The following is a 19,062-nucleotide window of genomic DNA, read 5'->3' on the forward strand; positions in this document are numbered from 1 at the left end:
TCTTCGGAAATATTAAATAATTGACCTATACAGTATCGATAAAATTTTTCTCAGTTCGATTAAAAACTATTAATCCAAAAAAGAACAAAATACACGAAACACCAAGTGTATATAAAAATCCCCACCATGTAAAATAGCCAGAATCCATTGTTATATGCCTAAAACCTTCAACAATTTGTGCTAGTGGATTAAACTCTAAAAGCCACGAATATTCAGGCTTTTTTTCAATAATTTCACTCATAGGAAAAGGTACTGCAGAGATGTACATTAATAGTTGGACTGCAAAACTAACAACTACATTTAAATCCTTGTATTTTGTAGTCCAAGATGAAATGAGCATTCCAGCTCCAAGCCCAAGCATTGCCATCATTAATACATATATAGGAAATAATACTAATTTACTATTTGGGGTTAAATCATAGCCTCCCCATGTAATGAAATAAAAATAGAAAATGATAAAAATAAAGAGCTGGATGCCAAACTTCAATAAATTAGAAAATGTTACCGAGATAGGCATTATTGCTCTGGGGAAATACACTTTTCCAAAAATATTTTGATTCTTTGTAAAAGTACTCGAAGTTTCGGTCAAACATACCTTGAAATAATTCCATGCTGTTATTCCTGCGAGGTTAAAAAGAAATGGCGGAATTCCCCCGGTTTTAATATTTCCGAGGTTATTGAAAACTAAAGTAAATATTACAGAAGTAAAAAGAGGTTGAATGAGATACCAAAGTGGACCTAAAATAGTTTGTTTATAGACTGTAACAATATCTCGTTTAACAAATAAAAAAAGCAAATCTCTATACTGCCACAGCTCTTTTAAATTGAGGTCAATCAATTTTTTCTTAGCCGAAATCTCGTATAACCACTCGTCTTTTTCTACACTCATTTATTTAAAATTGTCCCAGGTAATCTTCAAACCATCTGCGACAGAAAATAATGGATTATAACCTAACAAATTTCTCCCTTTTGATATGTTTGCTAACGAATCCTTAACATCCCCTTTTCTATCTGGTCCATAATGGGCAGTGAGTTTTTTATCTGAAACGGTATTTAATTCATCCCAAAGATTATTTAAACTAATTCGCTCTCCATAAGCTACATTAAACACCTCATTAACGGCTTCTTTAGGTGCAAAAAAAGCACGAATATTTGCTTGAACCGCATTCTCTACATATGTAAAATCACGCGTTTGCTCACCGTCACCATTGATTGTAGGAGCTTTATCATCAACAAGCGCTTGCATAAATAATGGAATTACAGCTGCGTAAGCACCATCTGGACTTTGTTTGGGACCAAATACATTAAAATACCTTAATCCAATGGTAGGCGTGTTGTAGGTTTTATGAAATACATCTGCATAGATTTCATTTACTAATTTTGTCACTGCATATGGGGAAATTGGTTTTCCAATATTCTCCTCTACTTTAGGTAATATTTTACTATCTCCATAAGTAGAGCTTGAAGCAGCATAGACCAATCTCTTTACAGTTGCACTATCATTTTGCGCCACAAGCATATTTAAAAAACCTCCTACATTTACTTCATTTGATGTAATTGGGTCATTGATAGATCTTGGTACTGATCCTAAAGCTGCTTGATGTGTTACATAATCAATATTATCCATAGCTTTTTTGCACGTCTCTAAATCACGAATATCGCCCTCTATAAATTCAAAATCTGGATGATTTTCAAATTCTTTGATATTCTTATAGTGACCATTGGAGAGGTTATCTAACACTCTTACTTTCTTAGCATTATATTTCAATAAATAAGCAACTATATTACTACCTATGAAACCTGCTCCTCCTGTTACTAAAAAACTAAGCGTTGATAAATCTTGAGTATGATATGGATTATTGAACATTATAGTCTACCGTCTGTTTTGTCTATTGGAAAAAATGATTTAACGTCAAACACAACATTTTTTGCTGCAGTGTGCTCTTTTAAATCAAAAGTTTTAAATTCATTATGAGAGACTGCTAATACTATAGCGTCATAATCTGAATTTAAATCTTCTTCATTTGTTATTAAAGGTAGAGAAAATTCTCTATCTACTTCTGCTGAGTTTGCCCAAGGGTCAAAAACATCAACATTTAAATTAAATTTCTTTAACTCATCAATAACATCAATTACTTTACTGTTTCGTATATCTGGGCAATTTTCTTTGAAAGTAACTCCCATAACAAGTACGTTTCCGTTTTTAACCTTAGCGTCTTTTTTAATCATGAGTTTGATAACCTCCGAAGCTACATAAGCTCCCATACCATCATTCATTCTTCGTCCTGCAAGGATTATCTCTGGATTGTAACCTTCTTCAATTGCCTTTTGAGCTAAATAATAAGGGTCTACTCCTATACAATGTCCACCTACAAGACCTGGTGAAAATTTAATAAAATTCCATTTTGTTCCAGCTGCTTCCAATACATCTTGAGTATTAATATCAAGTAATCTAAATATTTTGGAAAGTTCATTAACAAAAGCAATATTGATATCTCGTTGCGAATTTTCAATGACTTTTGCTGCTTCAGCAACTTTAATGGTAGGAGCTAAATGTGTTCCAGCAGTAATTACTTCTTTATATAATTCATCAACATAAGTTGCTATTTCAGGAGTTGAACCAGATGTTACTTTCAATATTTTAGTCACAGTATGAGTTTTATCACCTGGATTGATACGCTCTGGCGAGTAACCTGCGAAGAAATCTTCATTGAATTTCATACCTGAAACCTCTTCTAAAATAGGAACACATACGTCTTCGGTAACCCCAGGATATACTGTAGACTCATAAATAACAACATCATTCTTTTTAAGTACTGCACCCACGGTTTCGCTTGCTTTAACTAATGGTGTTAATACAGGCTGATTATATTTATTTGTAGGTGTAGGAACTGTAACAATAAAAACAGTAGCTTCATCTATTTCAGATGGAGTATCAGTAACAATAAGTCCTTTTCCTTCTGAAACTTTCATGGATGCTTGTAGTTCGGCATCACTTATTTCTAAGGTTTTATCTGTACCAGATTTAAGCTCTGCTATTCTAGTCTTATTAATATCAAGACCAATTACTCTAAATTTTGAAGCAAAAGCTACAGCTAAAGGAAGGCCTACATATCCTAGACCTATAATAGCTATCGTTGGTTTTTTATTCATAATATTGATAATTCTTGGCTATAAAATATGCCATCTTATTTTTCGGCAAAACTACTTTTTTAAAATTAAATAACGGTCTTAAAATATGGATATTGACGTTTCCTACTATATAATAACCAAAAAAAGTAATAATGTATTTCTATTTTTTGATTTTAAAGATCTTTTTTATTCGGTTTAGTAATGAAATTTTCATCTCTTTTTCATGGTATCCATTTCCATAGGCACCATACCCATAACCGTAGCCATAACCATAGCCATATTTAGTTTTATCTTCAAAGAAGTTAAGTACAAAACTTAAATTTTTTACTTCTCCTTTTTTATATTTTTCATTAATTAATGCCAACATTCCTTTTTTGGTGTAGTTTTGACGTAATATGTAGATAGTAGCATCCGCGAATTTTAACAATTCTAAAGAATCTGCTACTAGCCCTAACGGCGGTGTATCTAGAACAATATAATCATATTTCTCCTTTAATTCCTCTATTAGGTTTTCCATTCTGTCTCCCATCAAAAGTTCTGAAGGATTAGGGGGGATTGGGCCTGATAAAATAATATCTAAGTTAGGTACTTGAGTTCTTTGAGTTATTTCATCAACATTTGCGTCATTTATTAAATAATTAACAACACCTATTGTATTTGTAATTTCAAAATCATCAAAAATCTTAGGCTTTCGTAAATCGAGTCCTACTAATACTGTTTTCTTTTCACTCAAAGCAAAAACTGAAGATACATTAATAGATGTAAATGTTTTTCCTTCACCACTTACTGATGAAGTTACAAGGACTGTTTTTGTACCTTCAACACCTTGTTTTTTATAAATAAAATGTAAACTTGACCTAATTGCTCTAAAAGATTCTGCGATGGCAGATTTTGGTTTAGTTAAGACTGCAAGATTATTTACCAATCTACTTTTACCAACCGCTCCTAAAATGGGTATTTTTGATAAGCGCTCAATATCCTTTACACTAGTAATTTTATTATTAAAAAAAGATCGTAAAAAAACATAAATAAATGGAAGTAAAAACCCAAACAAAAGCGCCATCATATAATTAAGCTGTGTATTAGGACCTATCTTACCACCTCCTGTATCTTTTGCGATATCAATAATCTGGACATCACTTACATTTGCTGCTTTTACTAGACCTGCCTCACTTCGCTTTGCAAGAAAAATATCATATGTACCTTGACTTAAATTATATCTGCGCTCAATTTTCATAAGCTCTTGCTGTTCTTTAGGAAGTTTTCGCATTTGGAATTCCAATTGTCCTATTTCCTTATTTAATCTTGCCTGTTCTTGTTGCATTAAACTCTTTGAGGAGGCTATATTTTCGAGTAGAACAGTTTTTACGGCATTAATTTGCCTGTCAATATTTGCAAAAACGGGTGCACCGTCTTTGTATGAGTATTGTAATTTGTTTCGATCTTGAGCTAAATCAATAATTTGAGAAACTCCCGAAACGATACTAGACTCATTAATACCTGCTACTGAAGGAGCAGGTACATCTCTATAATCGGTTCTATTCCTTAAATATGTTTCAAGAATATCAAAATAGTTTAGTTGTCTATCTGAGCTTTCTTTTTGTATATCTAGCTCATTTAACTTTAATGTAATTTCCCCACCTTTTCCTTCAATGTCAAAAATTTCATTTCTATTTTTAAAAACATTTAATTCCTTTTCAACATCTTTAAGCTCCAATGATTTTGCACTTAAACTACTATCAATGAATGCAATAGTTTTTGTTGCAAATAAATTTTTGCGTTCCAACATATCCTCACTCAATACTGCTACAGATGTATTTAGATAATCTACAAGTTTAGCCTTATTCTGTCCATTCATTGACATTCGTAAAACCGAGGATCCTTTTGAATCTGGTCTAATGTTCACATTTACTCCCTTAACACTAGCATCAAAATTTGAAAAATATAAAAAATATTCAACCCCTGAGACCACATCTATTTCTGGATTAGGCATAAACAATCCGTTAAAAAAGGGTTCCTCAATACGTTGCCCTATCTTATAATCCCTACTATAGCTCTGTGCTTCAACAAAAATTTGCTTTTTTTCCTTAGATGCATAATTTTGAACTGTAACATTGCCACCAGAAAAACTAGACGACAAATTAAATGTTACCGAATCTTTAAACACTACCTTAAACTTTCTCCCCAACGCTTGCCATTTATTTGACTCTACATCAACAAAAAAAGGTGTTTGTTTATAAGCATCCACTAATTGATACTCTCCATTTTTTTTATAGTTCAAAAAATATTGTAAACGCTCTACAACTTTTTCATTATGGGATCGAGACTTGAGTGTAATTACTGCAGTATTAACTTTATCTGTAGTACCACCCCAATTAAATGTTAGGCTTGTAGTGGTAGTGAAAAATGGATTTTGGTCATCTTTTATTGTTATCAAATTACCCATAGAATAAACAGGTAATTTTCGCACATTAACATAATGGGCAACTGCAAACGCAATAGCTATAACTATAACAAAAAGGTACCAATGGGAAAGCAACTTAAACAAAAACCCTTTAAAGTCAAACGTACTGTGCGCTTCATTCTGTATGTCAAATTCTTCACTCATTAAAATCTAATAAATAATAGTACTACTGTTGTCAATGCAGTAAAAACTGATAATATTGTAGTAAAAGATTGAAGTCCTGTTGTACCTGCTCCAATAGATTTTTGAGGCAGTGGATTTACTAAAATTAAATCGTTGGGTTTCACATAATAATACGGAGAATTCATCGCATTAATATCCGTCAAATCAATATGGTGCACCTTTTGCCCTAATGGGTATTGACGTATAATCACTACATTTTTCCTGTCTCCTGTTATGGTAATATCGCCATTATTAGCAATCGCTTCCATAATAGTTAACTCATCACGATATATAATAGTAGAGCCTGGATTAGTAATCTCGCCATTAATGGTATATCGAATTCCAGATAACTTAACAGTAATAAACAAATTTGCTTCTGGTTTAAAATATTGTTCAGATAAACGTCTTGTAAGTTCTGTTTGAACCTCCTCGACAGTATACCCTAATACAGGAACATCACCTATCATTGGCATGCGAATATTACCATGTAAATCCACAACAAAACCATCATAGTAAAGGCGTTGTTCTCCAGTGGCATTAGGATTTAAAGAAGAGACTGGATTAAAAAGCCCTATCATTTCTTCGTCCACGGCCTTAAGCCTAATACTAAGCAAATCATTAACTTGTAATCTATAGGGTTCTTTTACTTTACGAATGGAGACCAAACTGTCTGTAACCTTTTCGCTTTCTTGTAAGTAAGTTAATTGTTCTGTAGAAATACACGAAGTAGCACTTAATATTACAAGAAACAGTAATAATAAATAAGTAGCTCTCATAGAAAAGGGATTGTTTGCGACAAATATAACGCAAGGGGCAACAATATTAAAACATTATTTATTTTTAGTAGTTAAAAACCATTTAATTTGCAGAAAAAGAAAACCGTGAACTTCCTATCTGTAGAAAATATTGCAAAGTCTTATGGAGAACGTATTCTGTTTAAGGATATTTCCTTCGGAATTAATCAAGGACAAAAAATAGGTTTTGTTGCTAAAAACGGAACCGGAAAAACCTCACTTTTAAACATGCTCTCGGGCGATGATAATCCAGACGAAGGACGCATCGTTTACAGAAAGGATTTAAAAGTAGCTTTCCTCTCACAAGAACCCAATCTAGACCCAGATCGTACCATCGAAGAAACTATTTTTATAGGCGACAATCCTATTTTAAAAGTTATCGAAACGTATGAAAAAGCAATCCTCAACCCAGAGGATACTGAGGCTTACCAAAAAGCATTTGACGGCATGGACGCCCATAATGCATGGGATTTTGAAACACGCTATAAGCAAATTCTTTCAAAACTAAAACTTGACAATCTTGACCAACTTATCAAGAATCTAAGCGGAGGACAGAAAAAAAGATTAGCCTTAGCCAAGGCTCTACTCACCCAACCAGATTTATTGGTCATGGATGAACCCACCAACCACCTTGACCTCGAAATGATTGAGTGGCTGGAAGCGCTTTTTGCAAAAGAAAATTTCACACTTTTTATGGTAACTCACGACCGTTACTTTTTAGAACGCGTATGTAATGAAATTGTTGAATTAGACGAAGGAAATCTGTATAGTTACAAAGGAAACTATAGTTACTATCTTGAAAAAAGAGAGGCAAGAATAGAAACAGAAGCGACCGAAACTGGCAAAGCAAAACAACTCTACAAAAAAGAACTAGACTGGATGCGTCGCCAACCAAAAGCACGTACTACAAAAAGCAAGTCTCGCATTGATGACTTTAGCGATATCAAAGCTAGAGCACATAAACGTAGAAACGACCACGAAATGGAACTAGAACTCAATATGGAGCGTATGGGAACAAAAGTCGTGGAGATTCATAAAATATCAAAAGCCTACGACGACAAAGAACTATTTACCAAATTTGAATACAATTTTATTCGTGGAGAACGTGTTGGGATTATTGGTAAAAACGGAACTGGAAAATCAACATTTCTAAATATAATGACTGGTAAACTACAACCAGACGCAGGTAAAGTAGTAATAGGTGAAACCGTAAAATTTGGGTATTATACTCAAAAAGGAATCACAATAAAAGAAGGACAAAAGGTAATTGAAGTCATTAGAGAGTTTGGAGATTACATTCCATTAAAAAAAGGGCGTCAAATTTCGGCACAACAGCTATTGGAGCGTTTTATGTTTGACCGCAAAAAACAATATGACTTTGTTGAAAAACTAAGTGGTGGTGAACGTAAACGATTATACCTGTGTACAGTTTTAATTCAAAATCCTAACTTTTTAATACTTGATGAGCCTACAAACGACCTAGACATTGTTACCCTTAATGTACTGGAAAGCTTTTTACTTGACTTCCCTGGTTGCCTTATCGTAGTAAGTCACGACCGTTATTTTATGGATAAAATCGTGGACCACCTATTTGTATTTAAAGGTGCAGGACAAATTCAAGATTTCCCAGGAAATTATAGTGATTATAGAACATACGAAGACAGTAAAGTTATAGAGCAAAGAGGTGCAACCGCTGAGGCTACTACGGAAAAGAAAAATTGGAAAGAAGAAACTACCGGAGTAAAATTAAGTTATCAAGAACAAAAAGAATTGAGCCGTCTTGAAAAAGATATTGCCAGAGAAGAGAAAAAAAGGGAAGAGTTACAAAATAAGTTTGCTACCGAAAATTGGGACGGAGACGAAATTGACAAGCAATCTATAAAACTTCAAGAAATTATAGATAGTATCGACGAGAAAACCGAACGTTATTTTGAGTTAATGGAGAAACAAGAAAATTAATCAATAAATTGCTAATGCCTGGTTGAGCACTTCGACAAACTTAAAATTAACTGAATTCAAAATCTTTGTATTATCAAATAAAGTCATATCTCAAATTCCTTAAAAAATCCAGAAATCAACACGGGGTCCACTCCCCGTTTGTGTATAATTTTTTAACTAAGTGTGCTTACAAAAAAGTTGATAACGCTTCCGCGGAAATTTTAAACAAGTATAGACTAACGTTACTTAAAGACACATCCTCTATTTCGATAAAAGATTTTGGCGCTGGCTCACGAGTATTTAATACAAATAACCGTAACATAAATGCCATTGCAAAAAACGCAGGAATTACTAAAAAGAGACAACGCCTGCTTTTAAAAATAACCAGCTACTTCCAATCTTCAAAAATTTTAGAACTAGGCACTTCTTTAGGATTAGCAACAGCAGCACTATCAAAAGGCAACCCAAATGCACTAATCAAAACAGTCGAAGGTTGTCCTGCTACAGCTTTGGTTGCAGAGAAATATTTTAAACAATTTAGCTTTAATAATATTGATTTAATCAACGCGAGGTTTGAAGATTTCTTTATTTCCGAAGCGTTTAAAAACAATAACTTTGACTTAGTTTATGTTGATGGAAATCACAACAAAGAACACACGCTAGATTATTTTGAGAAGCTACTTCCACATGTTCATAATGATAGCGTTATAATTTTTGACGATATTTACTGGAGCAAATCCATGACACAAGCTTGGCAGCAAATTATTACACATCCACAAATTACCGTTAGCATTGATAGTTTTTATTGGGGGTTGGTTTTTTTTAGAAAAGAACAAAATAAAGAACATTTTACATTACGATTGTAACATTCTTTGACAAGGAGAGTCAAACAACAGTTAGCAAATAAACATTGTACTAAAAATTATGAGCTTAGTAATTAATATTAACGGTATTCGCAGAGATTTTCCATTGGGACAAGAAATTGTCAAAGTATTAAAAGGTATTGACCTTGAAATTGAAACTGGTGAATACGTTGCCTTAATGGGACCTTCTGGTTCTGGTAAATCTACGTTGATGAATTTACTAGGGTGTCTAGACACACCTACCGCAGGGTCATATTTTCTTAACGGTCAAGATGTAAGCAACATGACACAAGATGAGCTTGCCGAAATTAGAAACAAAGAAATAGGCTTTGTATTTCAAACTTTCAACTTGCTCCCAAGAACTACCGCATTAGACAATGTTGCATTACCTATGGTATATGCAGGAGCTTCAAAAGCCGAACGTACAAAAAGAGCAGAAGAAGTATTAACAGATGTTGGACTTGCAGATCGTATGGACCATCGCCCTAACCAACTTTCTGGAGGGCAGCGGCAACGTGTAGCTGTAGGAAGAGCGTTAGTAAACAAACCTTCTATTATACTCGCTGATGAGCCTACAGGAAATCTAGACTCAAAAACTAGTGTTGAAATAATGGCGCTTTTTGACGAAATCCACGCACAAGGAAACACCGTAATTCTAGTAACTCATGAAGAAGACATCGCAGCACATGCTCACAGAGTTATTAGACTAAGAGATGGACTTGTAGAGAGCGACATACGCAACAGGTAGTCAGCAGTTAAAAATATAGTTCATAATTTTATTCTTTTACCTTTCTTCTTTTAATAAGCAAAGCAAACCGCGTTTCTTTACTCAAAGCAACAATCCGTTTCCTATTCTCTATTTTCTACTTTCAGTTCTTGCAATTCTTCGCTGACCTAACTATCTTCGAGTTATGGAATATTTTGACGGCATTCACCCAGCAATTTTAATTTTAGGCGGTATGGCTTTGCTTGCTGGCCTCTATTTTTGGAATAAAAAAAATACACAAACTAATAGTGACCGCAGAAAGCGTAGTTTTAAAGAGCGCTATAATGAGAGAAAGAGAGAAAATGAAAAAAGGTGAGTATAATTATAGCATTACTCATTGGAAACTTATTTGTTCTTCGACAAAACAATAACATTAAAAAATAAGCTTGCTACGTATTTAAAAGAAGATAACTGAAATGAAAGTATATACAAAAACAGGAGATAAAGGAACAACGGCACTCTTTGGCGGAACAAGAGTTCCTAAGCATCACATTCGTATTGAGAGTTACGGGACGGTGGACGAGTTAAACTCATTTATCGGCTTGATTCGGGATCAAGAGATTGATCCTCGCTCAAAAGAAATTTTAATTCACATTCAAAACAAACTTTTTACTGTGGGTGCTATTTTAGCAACACCTCCTGAGAAAGAAACACTTAAAAATGGAAAGGATAGGTTGAATATTTCTAAAATTTCAGAAGAAGAAATTGAGCTTTTAGAAAAAGAAATGGATGTAATGAATGAGCACCTTCCCCCTATGACCCATTTTGTGTTGCCTGGTGGACATCCCACGGTGTCACATTGTCACGTAGCGCGTTGTGTATGTCGTCGTGCTGAGCGTCTTGCTACCCATTTAAATGAGTTAGAAACGATAGACCAGCGTGTAATTATGTACCTCAACCGTCTAAGCGACTATCTCTTTGTATTGGCACGAAAATTGTCCAAAGATTTGCAAGCTGAAGAGGTCAAGTGGGTGCCAGAAAAGTATTAAAAAGTATCTTAGCAAATAATTAAATAGCATAGCCGAAATATATAACACCCAGTTAAAAGGTGTTTATTTGAAACTATTTAGTGATTGTTAACAAAAAAATAACAGATGTAACCCGTTAATTTTTAGAAGCTTAAAAACGCTCTTGTAAATATTGCAGAAATAATGAGTGAATTGCTTGACAATGTCAGCTAAAAAATTATTTTTGCAGAAAATTAAAAACATATATAATATGTACTGGACTTTAGAATTAGCATCTTATTTAAGTGATGCACCTTGGCCGGCAACAAAAGATGAGTTGATTGACTACGCGATTAGAACTGGCGCACCGCTAGAAGTAGTAGAAAATCTACAAGCAATTGAGGACGAAGGAGATTCGTATGACTCAATCGAAGAAATCTGGCCGGACTATCCCACAGATGATGATTATTTGTGGAACGAAGACGAATATTAATTACCGATGTTCATAGTAACCTCGCAACAATATAAAGTTATCAAATAATAAAAGTCTCTGTATTTGCAGGGACTTTTATTGTTTATTACCAAAAAAATATGATTGAATTTTTGGCTTATAAATATATCTATACTATTATATTTTAGTTGAAAAATCTTGCCATTACTAATTAAAAAATTTTTCCGCTTAGAGGGAAATCACACTAAAATTGCTGTTTATTTACAATTGAGACAGCAGTAAGTTATTAATAATGAGAAACGCATCTACTTGCACATTATTCTTTTTATTAACCTTCATTTCTACAATGGAGGCAAAAAACTATGAATTACTTTCAGATTCAAAAAACAACAAATACCACCAAACATACGTAGTTGATGATGAAAAAGGTGAATGGAAAAAAATTGATTTTGATAGTTCCAGACTATCAGAAAATAAAATTACAAAACCTGAACTTTTAAAATATGAGCAAGAGTTTAAAAAAATGAAGCAATACCAAGAAAAATTAATTGCTCTTGGATATAATTTGAAAGTAACTGGTACTGCTGATGATGAGACCATAAAGTCATACCACAAACACGTATCGCTTACCGAAATCAGCCCTAAAAAAAAAGTAAAATGATTATTCTTTAATCATTACTACACCTACCACACTTCTTAACGTGGTAAAAGAAAACAAATAAATTAGTGCTTTAATACTAAACAATTTTAGCACTGTATATAATAATATCGCACTGTTCAAGAGCGCAATCAAAAAAAAAAATGGGATTTTTAGATAATGTATTAAAGGTATTTGTAGGAGACAAGTCCAAAAAAGATATTGGCGATATCCAGCCATTAGTAAACGAAGTAAAAAAACACGAAGCGTCACTTGAAAAATTATCACTTGATGAATTACGTGCTAAAAGTGATGCTTTTAGAGCTTTGATTAAAGAAGATCAAAAAGTAATTCAAGATAAAATTGATAGTTTACAAAAAGATGCAGATGTTGAAGAGGATATCGATAAGAAAGAGGATATCTATAATCAAATAGATAAGTTAAAAGATGAGCGTTATGAAGTAGAAAAAGAAACTCTACTTAAAATTCTTCCTGAAGCTTTTGCCGTTGTAAAAGAAACAGCAAAGCGATTTAAGGATAATGAAAATCTAGTAGTTACAGCATCTGCTTATGACCGTGAACTTTCTGGAGAGAAAGATTATGTTACACTAGACGGTGATGAAGCAACTTGGAAAAACTCATGGGATGCTGCAGGAAAAGAAATTACCTGGGATATGGTACATTATGATGTACAACTTATAGGTGGTGTTGCACTACATGAAGGTAAAGTAGCAGAGATGCAAACAGGTGAAGGTAAAACACTAGTAGCTACATTACCAGTATACTTAAATGCACTTGCTGGTAATGGAGTACACCTAGTAACTGTAAACGATTATTTAGCAAAACGTGATAGTGCATGGATGGCTCCTATTTTCCAGTTTCATGGTATGAGCGTTGACTGTATTGATTACCATCAACCTAACAGTCCTGCGCGTAGAAAAGCATATAACGCAGATATAACTTACGGAACAAATAATGAATTTGGATTCGACTACTTACGTGATAATATGGCACATAAACCAGAAGATTTAGTGCAGCGTCCACATCATTACGCTATTGTCGATGAGGTAGATAGTGTATTAATTGATGATGCACGTACACCATTGATTATATCTGGACAAGTACCTAATGGAGACCGTCATGAATTTAATGAATTAAAGCCTAAAATTGCAGATATCGTTGCTGTTCAGCAAAAATATTTAACAGGTGTTTTAGCCGAAGCTAAGAAATTGATCAAAGAAGGAGATACCAAAGAAGGAGGTTTTCAATTGCTTAGAGTATACAGAGGTATGCCTAAAAATAAAGCCTTGATTAAATTTTTATCTGAAGAAGGCGTAAAGCAAATTCTACAGAAAACCGAAAATACATACATGGCAGACAACAACCGCGAAATGCCAAAGGTAGATGCGGAGCTGTATTATGTAATTGAAGAAAAAAACAATCAGATTGAATTATCTGATAAAGGTGTTGATTACCTTTCTGGAGAAGACAATCCAGATTTCTTTGTAATGCCAGAGATAGGAACAGAAATTTCAAAAATTGAAGCAAAACAACTTTCTAAAGAAGATGAAGCTGCTGCAAAAGAAGATTTGTTTAGAGACTTTGGAGTCAAGAGTGAACGTATTCACACCTTAAATCAATTATTAAAAGCATATTCTTTATTCGTAAAAGACACTCAATATGTTGTGATGGACAATAAAGTAATGATTGTCGATGAACAAACGGGACGTATCATGGATGGTCGCCGTTATAGTGATGGTTTACATCAAGCAATTGAGGCTAAAGAAAATGTGAAAATTGAAGCTTTAACTCAAACTTTTGCGACAGTTACTTTACAAAATTATTTTAGAATGTACCGCAAATTAAGTGGTATGACTGGTACTGCAGTTACTGAGGCTGGAGAACTTTGGGAAATCTACAAACTTGATGTTGTTGAGATTCCAACAAACAGACCAATTGCACGTCATGACAAAGAAGATAAAATTTACAAAACGAAACGAGAAAAATACAATGCAGTAATTGATGAAGTTACAGAATTGTCTAAAGCAGGACGCCCTGTATTAATTGGTACAACATCTGTTGAAATTTCAGAGCTGTTAAGTAGAATGTTAGGCATGCGAGGTATTGAACACAATACTCTTAATGCAAAAATGCACAAACGCGAAGCAGATATTGTTGCCGAAGCGGGTAACCCCGGTGTTGTTACAATTGCAACAAATATGGCAGGTCGTGGTACCGATATTAAATTAAGTGATGCTGTAAAAAAAGCAGGGGGTCTTGCTATTATTGGTACAGAACGTCATGATTCTCGTCGTGTTGACAGACAATTGCGTGGTCGTGCAGGTCGTCAAGGAGATCCAGGAAGCTCACAGTTTTATGTATCGTTAGAAGATAACTTGATGCGCCTTTTTGGTAGTGAGCGTATTGCCAAAATGATGGATAGAATGGGATTAAAAGAAGGTGAGGTAATTCAACATTCTATGATATCAAAATCAATTGAACGAGCTCAGAAAAAGGTTGAGGAGAATAACTTTGGAGTTCGTAAACGTCTTTTAGAGTATGATGACGTAATGAATGCCCAACGTGAGGTTGTTTACAAGCGTCGTTATAATGCATTGTTTGGAGAACGATTACGTGTTGATATTGCAAACATGATTTATGACACTGCCGAAGTAATCGGAGAAGGAAACAAATTAGCGCAAGATTACAAAAATTTTGAGTTTGAATTAATACGCTATTTCTCTATGAGCTCACCAATTGAGCAAAAAGAGTTTGAAAAATTAGGTGTTCAAGAAATTGCTGGTAAATCTTACAAGGCAGCATATAAGCATTATCAAGAAAAAATGGCTCGTAATGCAGAAATGGCGTTTCCGGTTATCTCTAATGTTTATGAAAATCACAAAGATCAATACAAACGTATTTTAGTACCATTTACAGATGGAGTAAAAACTTTAAACGTTGCCACAGATCTTGAAAAAGCTTACGAAACTCAAGGTACTGAGCTTGTAAAAGATTTTGAGAAAAATATTTCGTTAGCAATTATAGATGATGCTTGGAAAACACATTTACGTAAAATGGATGAGTTAAAGCAATCTGTTCAATTAGCTGTTCACGAACAAAAAGATCCACTGCTTATATATAAGTTTGAGGCTTTTGAATTGTTCAAAGGTATGATTGAAAAAGTAAATAAAGATGTACTATCATTCTTATTCAAAGGAGAACTTCCGCAGGAAAACCAACAACAAATTCAAGAAGCGCGTGAAGTAAAATCTAAAGAAAAACTAAACGAACAGAAAGACGAAATCCAAAACATGGATGAACGCGCTGCAGAGTCAAGAGCCGCTGGTCAAACTCAACCGCAACGCCAAGCAGTTACCGAAACTATAACACGTGAGATGCCTAAAATAGGTCGTAATGACAAGGTTACCATCAAGCATGTTATGAGTGGCGAAAGTAAAGAAGTGAAATACAAACAAGCCATTCCTTTAATTACAAAAGGAGAATGGGTATTGATAAATCAAAACTAAAAAAAATAATTTTAAAAATCAAAATCCCAAAGTCTACTGGCTTTGGGATTTTATTTGTTATTAAATATTTAAAGAAAAAAACTCATATTTATTTATCTTCGGAAATATTAAACAACCACTACAATGTTAAAAGGATTTAAGATTGAAATTAAATGGGCTATAATTATCACAATTATGTCCCTAGTATGGATGCTATTAGAAAAAACTCTAGGTTGGCATGACGAAAATATAGCAAACCATTATTGGCTCACTTTATTGTTTTTACCTTTTATAGCCTTAATGTATGTATTGGTTATGCGTGAGAAAAGAAGACGTGTACACCATAGAAGAATGACATGGTTACAAGGATTCTTAACAGGTCTCGTTGTAGCTATCATAGTTGCTCTACTTTCCCCATTAGCACAATATATAACACACAACTATATAACACCCCAGTATTTTGAGAACGTAAAAAATTACAGTGTCACCAATGAATTAATGGCAATTAAAGAAGCAAATGAATATTTTAATATAAATAATTATATGTGGCAGGCTGCCATAGGAGGTCTTGTTGGTGGGGCTGTAGTAAGTGCCGTTGTGGCAATATTTTTAAGAAGATCGTAAGGTTATCAATTTTACAAAATGTATCGTATTAGTAACTAGGTTGGTTAGCTAAACAATTATAAATTACTGTAAAATTAAATTACTGTATTCGGCATTAATTCTAAAATTTTTACTCTTATCTGCAACGCTATTAAATCCTTTTACTAAAACTCTTTCGTTTTGCTTTTCAGAAGTTAATTGTAATGATTTAGGGTATTTTAATGTTGATCTTTTACCATTAAATAGAAAAGAAAAAGAAGTGTTTGGTAATGAGACTGCTGCATCTGTATTACGTAATACAATTTCTAACGTCTTAAAATCATTTGAAATTTTTCCAATAACTAATGCACCAAACGAACCTGTTAAAAAAGCCTCTTTATTAATAGCGGTAATTTTAACATCACTAGAATTTGCATTTAATTGAATACTCTCCACATTTCCTATATCACATTTTTCTACAAATTTCACGTATAAGGTTCCAAATTTCCAATCTTTCACAATAACAGGTGCATAAGCAGCATTGATGAGGGTTTTACCCCCATCAATTCGTTCTGCTGTAAATGGTGTGTGATTCAATGTGGCTTTTACATTAAATGCATCAGCCATTTTGATTTCGCCGTGGCGTACATCAATAACTGTCTTTGTATTTTTTGGCATTCTAATAATTATCGTGCGTTTTACTTTAGGGATGTAATTTTCATCGTTCCTAATTATCGTTGTATTAGAATTTCCTCCATTCATTCCTCGTTCAATTGACTTCTCAAGCTCTTTCATACTCTCTTCCATGTTTTCTCCAAAACTTTCACCAAACTGCTCTCCCCACTTCTCCATCTCTTTACCAAACTGTTCTCCCCATTGCTCCATGTCTTTCCCAAATTTATTTCCCCATTCTTCCATCTTAGCTTCCCATTCTGGACCAAAACGTTCTTGATACTCCTGCTCCATCTTTTTTCCCCATTTCTCCATGTCACGCTCAAAATCTTTTCCAAAGTTTTTATCCATTTTAGCTTCAAACTTTTTCATATAGCCTTCTTCATCTTTCTTATATTCTTCATAATTGAAGTCTATATTACTTACACTACGCATAATAGTTTCGGTAAACTCTGGTGAGCTCACACCATTGATAACAGGCGTTAATGCATTTTCAATCAAAGGGCCTAAAAACTCTAAGTTTCCTAAAGATTCTAAAGAAGATAATGAACTTATTCCTTCCCAATTACTATTTTTTCCATTAGACGTAATTACTACGTTTTTAGAATTTCCGAGGACATTAAACTTCCAGTCATCAAACAATTGCTGCTTTTCTGCTTTTGTTAAACTCTCTCCTTCAATAAAGGCCTCCACCTCTACTTTGTCTTTATTCCACGTTTCAAAAATGACATTGGTATGCGATGTATTTACCGTCACCACCATCTCATCTGAAGCGCCATAAGACTCCACAAATTTTTCCTGAGAAAAACCCGCAGCAACTACCACTAGCGCTAGCATTGTGGTAAGTTTATGCTTCAATACTACTAATTTGTTCATTGTTTTGATTTTTTAGTTCTTTTAGTTTATTATTTAACTTTAAGACAAGTTCTAATTGCATTTTTAAATTGTCAAAAAGTGCAGTGATGGTTTCTTCGTTAGGACCTACTTCATTGAGCTCTAAATTAAGCTGCTCATATTCATCTTTAAGTGCGTCCAGTTGTTTCATATAACCGTCAATTACATCTTTATTGTCATCTGTAATTTCAAGTGATTTCAATTGTATATTAATCCCTGCTGTTAGAAGACTTTCTGCTCTTTTAATCTCTGGCGATATATCTCCCAAGCGAATCATCTTTTCTTGTTTTTGAGTTCCATCTTCATTTAAGAGTCCCTCAATAGTTGGATTGTTTTCTACAATTGTATTATCTCCATTACTCTCTGTCAACGCATTGTAGCCAAAAAAACTAACAGCCACAAAGGCAATAGCTACAGCTGCAACTTGCATCCAGAAAATCATAGGTTTCTTAGTTCCCGAGGTTTGTTTCTCATCACCAAAAGCAGCTTGCAAACGGGCTTCAAAGCGTGCTTCGTGTCCTAGTGGTAATGATGGCTCATTTGATGGTTTCCCTTTCATAAGCTCTCTAATATCCTGTGCCATATTGTAAATGTTTTAATTGTTGTTGTAATTGGATTTTTCCGCGATGTAAGTTAGTTCTAGATGCGCTCTCTGTTATTCCTAACACCTCAGCTATCTCTTGGTGGTCGTACCCTTCGATTAAAAATAATTGCACTACATTTTTATAATTGGGTGATAGTTTTTCAATAGCTTGGTTGATTGCGGTCATTGTTGTGCCGTCATCAGTTTCCCAGCCCACATCTTCATCATCCTCAATATGTAATGTTTGTTCGTTAATTTCCTCTTTATAAATCTTTTTCTTCTTCAACTCATCAAGGCACGTATTAATAACAATACGTTTTAACCAAGCTCCGAAGGTAACGTCACCACTAAACTGTTCAATCTTTTTAAACGCTTTGATAAATGCCTCTTGCATGGCATCTTCTGCAGCAGCAGTATCTTTTAAATATCTACTCGCTACAATAAACATCCCGTCACAATATTGCTTGTACAAGGCAAGTTGCGCTTTAGGATTGTTATCCCGGCATTGTTCAACAAGTAATGAATTTGACACTAATTGATGGGTTTTTTCGTTGGTGTTCACGGTAAAGACGATTTTTTTTTAGGTGTGTTGCAACGTGTTATTATTTTCTTCTGAAATTTTAATTTCATGATAAAGATAGCTATAAATGAAAGTGAATTTAATCTTGAAA

General features: G+C 33.9%; 17 protein-coding genes. 9 read left to right on the plus strand and 8 right to left on the minus strand.

Features of this window, described 5'->3' with window-relative positions; genetic code table 11:
• Positions 1 to 25 precede the first annotated feature (25 nt).
• The 5 genes from GB234_RS11610 to GB234_RS11630 form a co-directional block, all read right to left on the minus strand.
• Complete coding sequence (locus tag GB234_RS11610; RefSeq protein WP_151894733.1) at positions 26 to 889, minus strand: ABC transporter permease; 864 nt, start codon at positions 887 to 889, stop codon at positions 26 to 28.
• Positions 890 to 1,867, minus strand: coding sequence for an SDR family oxidoreductase (locus tag GB234_RS11615; protein ID WP_151894734.1), 978 nt, complete (start codon positions 1,865 to 1,867; stop codon positions 890 to 892).
• Positions 1,867 to 3,153, minus strand: a complete 1,287-nt coding sequence (locus GB234_RS11620; RefSeq protein ID WP_151894735.1) for a nucleotide sugar dehydrogenase — start codon at positions 3,151 to 3,153, stop codon at positions 1,867 to 1,869. The genes GB234_RS11615 and GB234_RS11620 overlap by 1 nt, the downstream gene beginning before the upstream one ends.
• 139 nt (positions 3,154 to 3,292) lie before the next feature.
• A complete protein-coding gene (locus GB234_RS11625) occupies positions 3,293 to 5,740 on the minus strand; it encodes a GumC family protein (protein WP_151894736.1) in 2,448 nt (815 codons plus the stop codon).
• On the minus strand, positions 5,740 to 6,534 hold the full coding sequence (locus GB234_RS11630) for a polysaccharide biosynthesis/export family protein (protein ID WP_151894737.1): 795 nt from the start codon (positions 6,532 to 6,534) through the stop codon (positions 5,740 to 5,742). The genes GB234_RS11625 and GB234_RS11630 overlap by 1 nt, the downstream gene beginning before the upstream one ends.
• 105 nt (positions 6,535 to 6,639) lie before the next feature.
• On the opposite strand from GB234_RS11630, the gene GB234_RS11635 reads away from it, so the two are divergent.
• From GB234_RS11635 to GB234_RS11670, 9 genes are all read left to right on the plus strand, one after another.
• Positions 6,640 to 8,511, plus strand: a complete 1,872-nt coding sequence (locus tag GB234_RS11635; protein WP_151894797.1) for an ABC-F family ATP-binding cassette domain-containing protein — start codon at positions 6,640 to 6,642, stop codon at positions 8,509 to 8,511.
• 140 nt (positions 8,512 to 8,651) lie between these two features.
• Entirely contained in the window at positions 8,652 to 9,356 is a 705-nt protein-coding gene (locus GB234_RS11640) for an O-methyltransferase (protein ID WP_308645067.1), read from the plus strand.
• Positions 9,357 to 9,414: 58 nt separating this feature from the next.
• Complete coding sequence (locus GB234_RS11645; protein WP_151894739.1) at positions 9,415 to 10,101, plus strand: ABC transporter ATP-binding protein; 687 nt, start codon at positions 9,415 to 9,417, stop codon at positions 10,099 to 10,101.
• 163 nt (positions 10,102 to 10,264) lie between these two features.
• Positions 10,265 to 10,435: a hypothetical protein gene (locus tag GB234_RS15085; protein ID WP_172966881.1), complete on the plus strand. Its 171-nt coding sequence runs from the start codon at positions 10,265 to 10,267 to the stop codon at positions 10,433 to 10,435.
• A gap of 100 nt (positions 10,436 to 10,535) precedes the next feature.
• On the plus strand, positions 10,536 to 11,108 hold the full coding sequence (locus tag GB234_RS11650; protein WP_151894740.1) for a cob(I)yrinic acid a,c-diamide adenosyltransferase: 573 nt from the start codon (positions 10,536 to 10,538) through the stop codon (positions 11,106 to 11,108).
• Between the two features lie 229 nt (positions 11,109 to 11,337).
• Complete coding sequence (locus GB234_RS11655) at positions 11,338 to 11,559, plus strand: DUF2795 domain-containing protein (protein ID WP_013070580.1); 222 nt, start codon at positions 11,338 to 11,340, stop codon at positions 11,557 to 11,559.
• Between the two features lie 250 nt (positions 11,560 to 11,809).
• The gene (locus GB234_RS11660) at positions 11,810 to 12,178 is read left to right on the plus strand and encodes a hypothetical protein (RefSeq protein WP_151894741.1); all 369 of its coding nucleotides are present in this window, start codon (positions 11,810 to 11,812) and stop codon (positions 12,176 to 12,178) included.
• Positions 12,179 to 12,318: 140 nt separating this feature from the next.
• Complete coding sequence (gene secA, locus GB234_RS11665; RefSeq protein ID WP_151894742.1) at positions 12,319 to 15,681, plus strand: preprotein translocase subunit SecA; 3,363 nt, start codon at positions 12,319 to 12,321, stop codon at positions 15,679 to 15,681.
• Positions 15,682 to 15,804: 123 nt separating this feature from the next.
• Complete coding sequence (locus GB234_RS11670) at positions 15,805 to 16,284, plus strand: DUF4199 domain-containing protein (protein WP_151894743.1); 480 nt, start codon at positions 15,805 to 15,807, stop codon at positions 16,282 to 16,284.
• A 63-nt stretch (positions 16,285 to 16,347) separates the two neighbouring features.
• Here the strand turns inward: GB234_RS11670 and GB234_RS11675 are convergent, their stop codons facing one another.
• From GB234_RS11675 to GB234_RS11685, 3 genes are read right to left on the minus strand one after another with little or no spacing between them, the layout of a single operon-like run.
• Complete coding sequence (locus GB234_RS11675) at positions 16,348 to 17,790, minus strand: hypothetical protein (protein WP_151894744.1); 1,443 nt, start codon at positions 17,788 to 17,790, stop codon at positions 16,348 to 16,350.
• Positions 17,762 to 18,391 (minus strand): hypothetical protein, encoded by a 630-nt coding sequence (locus GB234_RS11680; protein WP_151894745.1) that lies wholly within the window; start codon positions 18,389 to 18,391, stop codon positions 17,762 to 17,764. Before GB234_RS11680 ends, GB234_RS11675 begins: the two co-directional genes overlap by 29 nt.
• The gene (locus tag GB234_RS11685) at positions 18,375 to 18,923 is read right to left on the minus strand and encodes an RNA polymerase sigma factor (protein ID WP_151894746.1); all 549 of its coding nucleotides are present in this window, start codon (positions 18,921 to 18,923) and stop codon (positions 18,375 to 18,377) included. The genes GB234_RS11680 and GB234_RS11685 overlap by 17 nt, the downstream gene beginning before the upstream one ends.
• Between the last annotated feature and the right edge of the window lie 139 nt (positions 18,924 to 19,062).

This window comes from Patiriisocius marinistellae, assembly GCF_009014635.1.
GTDB classification, from domain to species: domain Bacteria; phylum Bacteroidota; class Bacteroidia; order Flavobacteriales; family Flavobacteriaceae; genus Patiriisocius; species Patiriisocius marinistellae.

What these genes read in the sequence shown, in the direction of transcription:
- GB234_RS11620 (WP_151894735.1), bottom strand. Translation starts at nt 3,153, where the DNA reads ATGAATAAAAAACCAACGATAGCTATTATAGGTCTAGGATATGTAGGC.
- secA (WP_151894742.1), top strand. Translation starts at nt 12,319, where the DNA reads ATGGGATTTTTAGATAATGTATTAAAGGTATTTGTAGGAGACAAGTCC.
- GB234_RS11675 (WP_151894744.1), bottom strand. Translation starts at nt 17,790, where the DNA reads ATGAACAAATTAGTAGTATTGAAGCATAAACTTACCACAATGCTAGCG.
- GB234_RS11680 (WP_151894745.1), bottom strand. Translation starts at nt 18,391, where the DNA reads ATGGCACAGGATATTAGAGAGCTTATGAAAGGGAAACCATCAAATGAG.
- GB234_RS11650 (WP_151894740.1), top strand. Translation starts at nt 10,536, where the DNA reads ATGAAAGTATATACAAAAACAGGAGATAAAGGAACAACGGCACTCTTT.
- GB234_RS15085 (WP_172966881.1), top strand. Translation starts at nt 10,265, where the DNA reads ATGGAATATTTTGACGGCATTCACCCAGCAATTTTAATTTTAGGCGGT.
- GB234_RS11645 (WP_151894739.1), top strand. Translation starts at nt 9,415, where the DNA reads ATGAGCTTAGTAATTAATATTAACGGTATTCGCAGAGATTTTCCATTG.
- GB234_RS11630 (WP_151894737.1), bottom strand. Translation starts at nt 6,534, where the DNA reads ATGAGAGCTACTTATTTATTATTACTGTTTCTTGTAATATTAAGTGCT.
- GB234_RS11670 (WP_151894743.1), top strand. Translation starts at nt 15,805, where the DNA reads ATGTTAAAAGGATTTAAGATTGAAATTAAATGGGCTATAATTATCACA.
- GB234_RS11610 (WP_151894733.1), bottom strand. Translation starts at nt 889, where the DNA reads ATGAGTGTAGAAAAAGACGAGTGGTTATACGAGATTTCGGCTAAGAAA.
- GB234_RS11660 (WP_151894741.1), top strand. Translation starts at nt 11,810, where the DNA reads ATGAGAAACGCATCTACTTGCACATTATTCTTTTTATTAACCTTCATT.
- GB234_RS11615 (WP_151894734.1), bottom strand. Translation starts at nt 1,867, where the DNA reads ATGTTCAATAATCCATATCATACTCAAGATTTATCAACGCTTAGTTTT.
- GB234_RS11655 (WP_013070580.1), top strand. Translation starts at nt 11,338, where the DNA reads ATGTACTGGACTTTAGAATTAGCATCTTATTTAAGTGATGCACCTTGG.
- GB234_RS11625 (WP_151894736.1), bottom strand. Translation starts at nt 5,740, where the DNA reads ATGAGTGAAGAATTTGACATACAGAATGAAGCGCACAGTACGTTTGAC.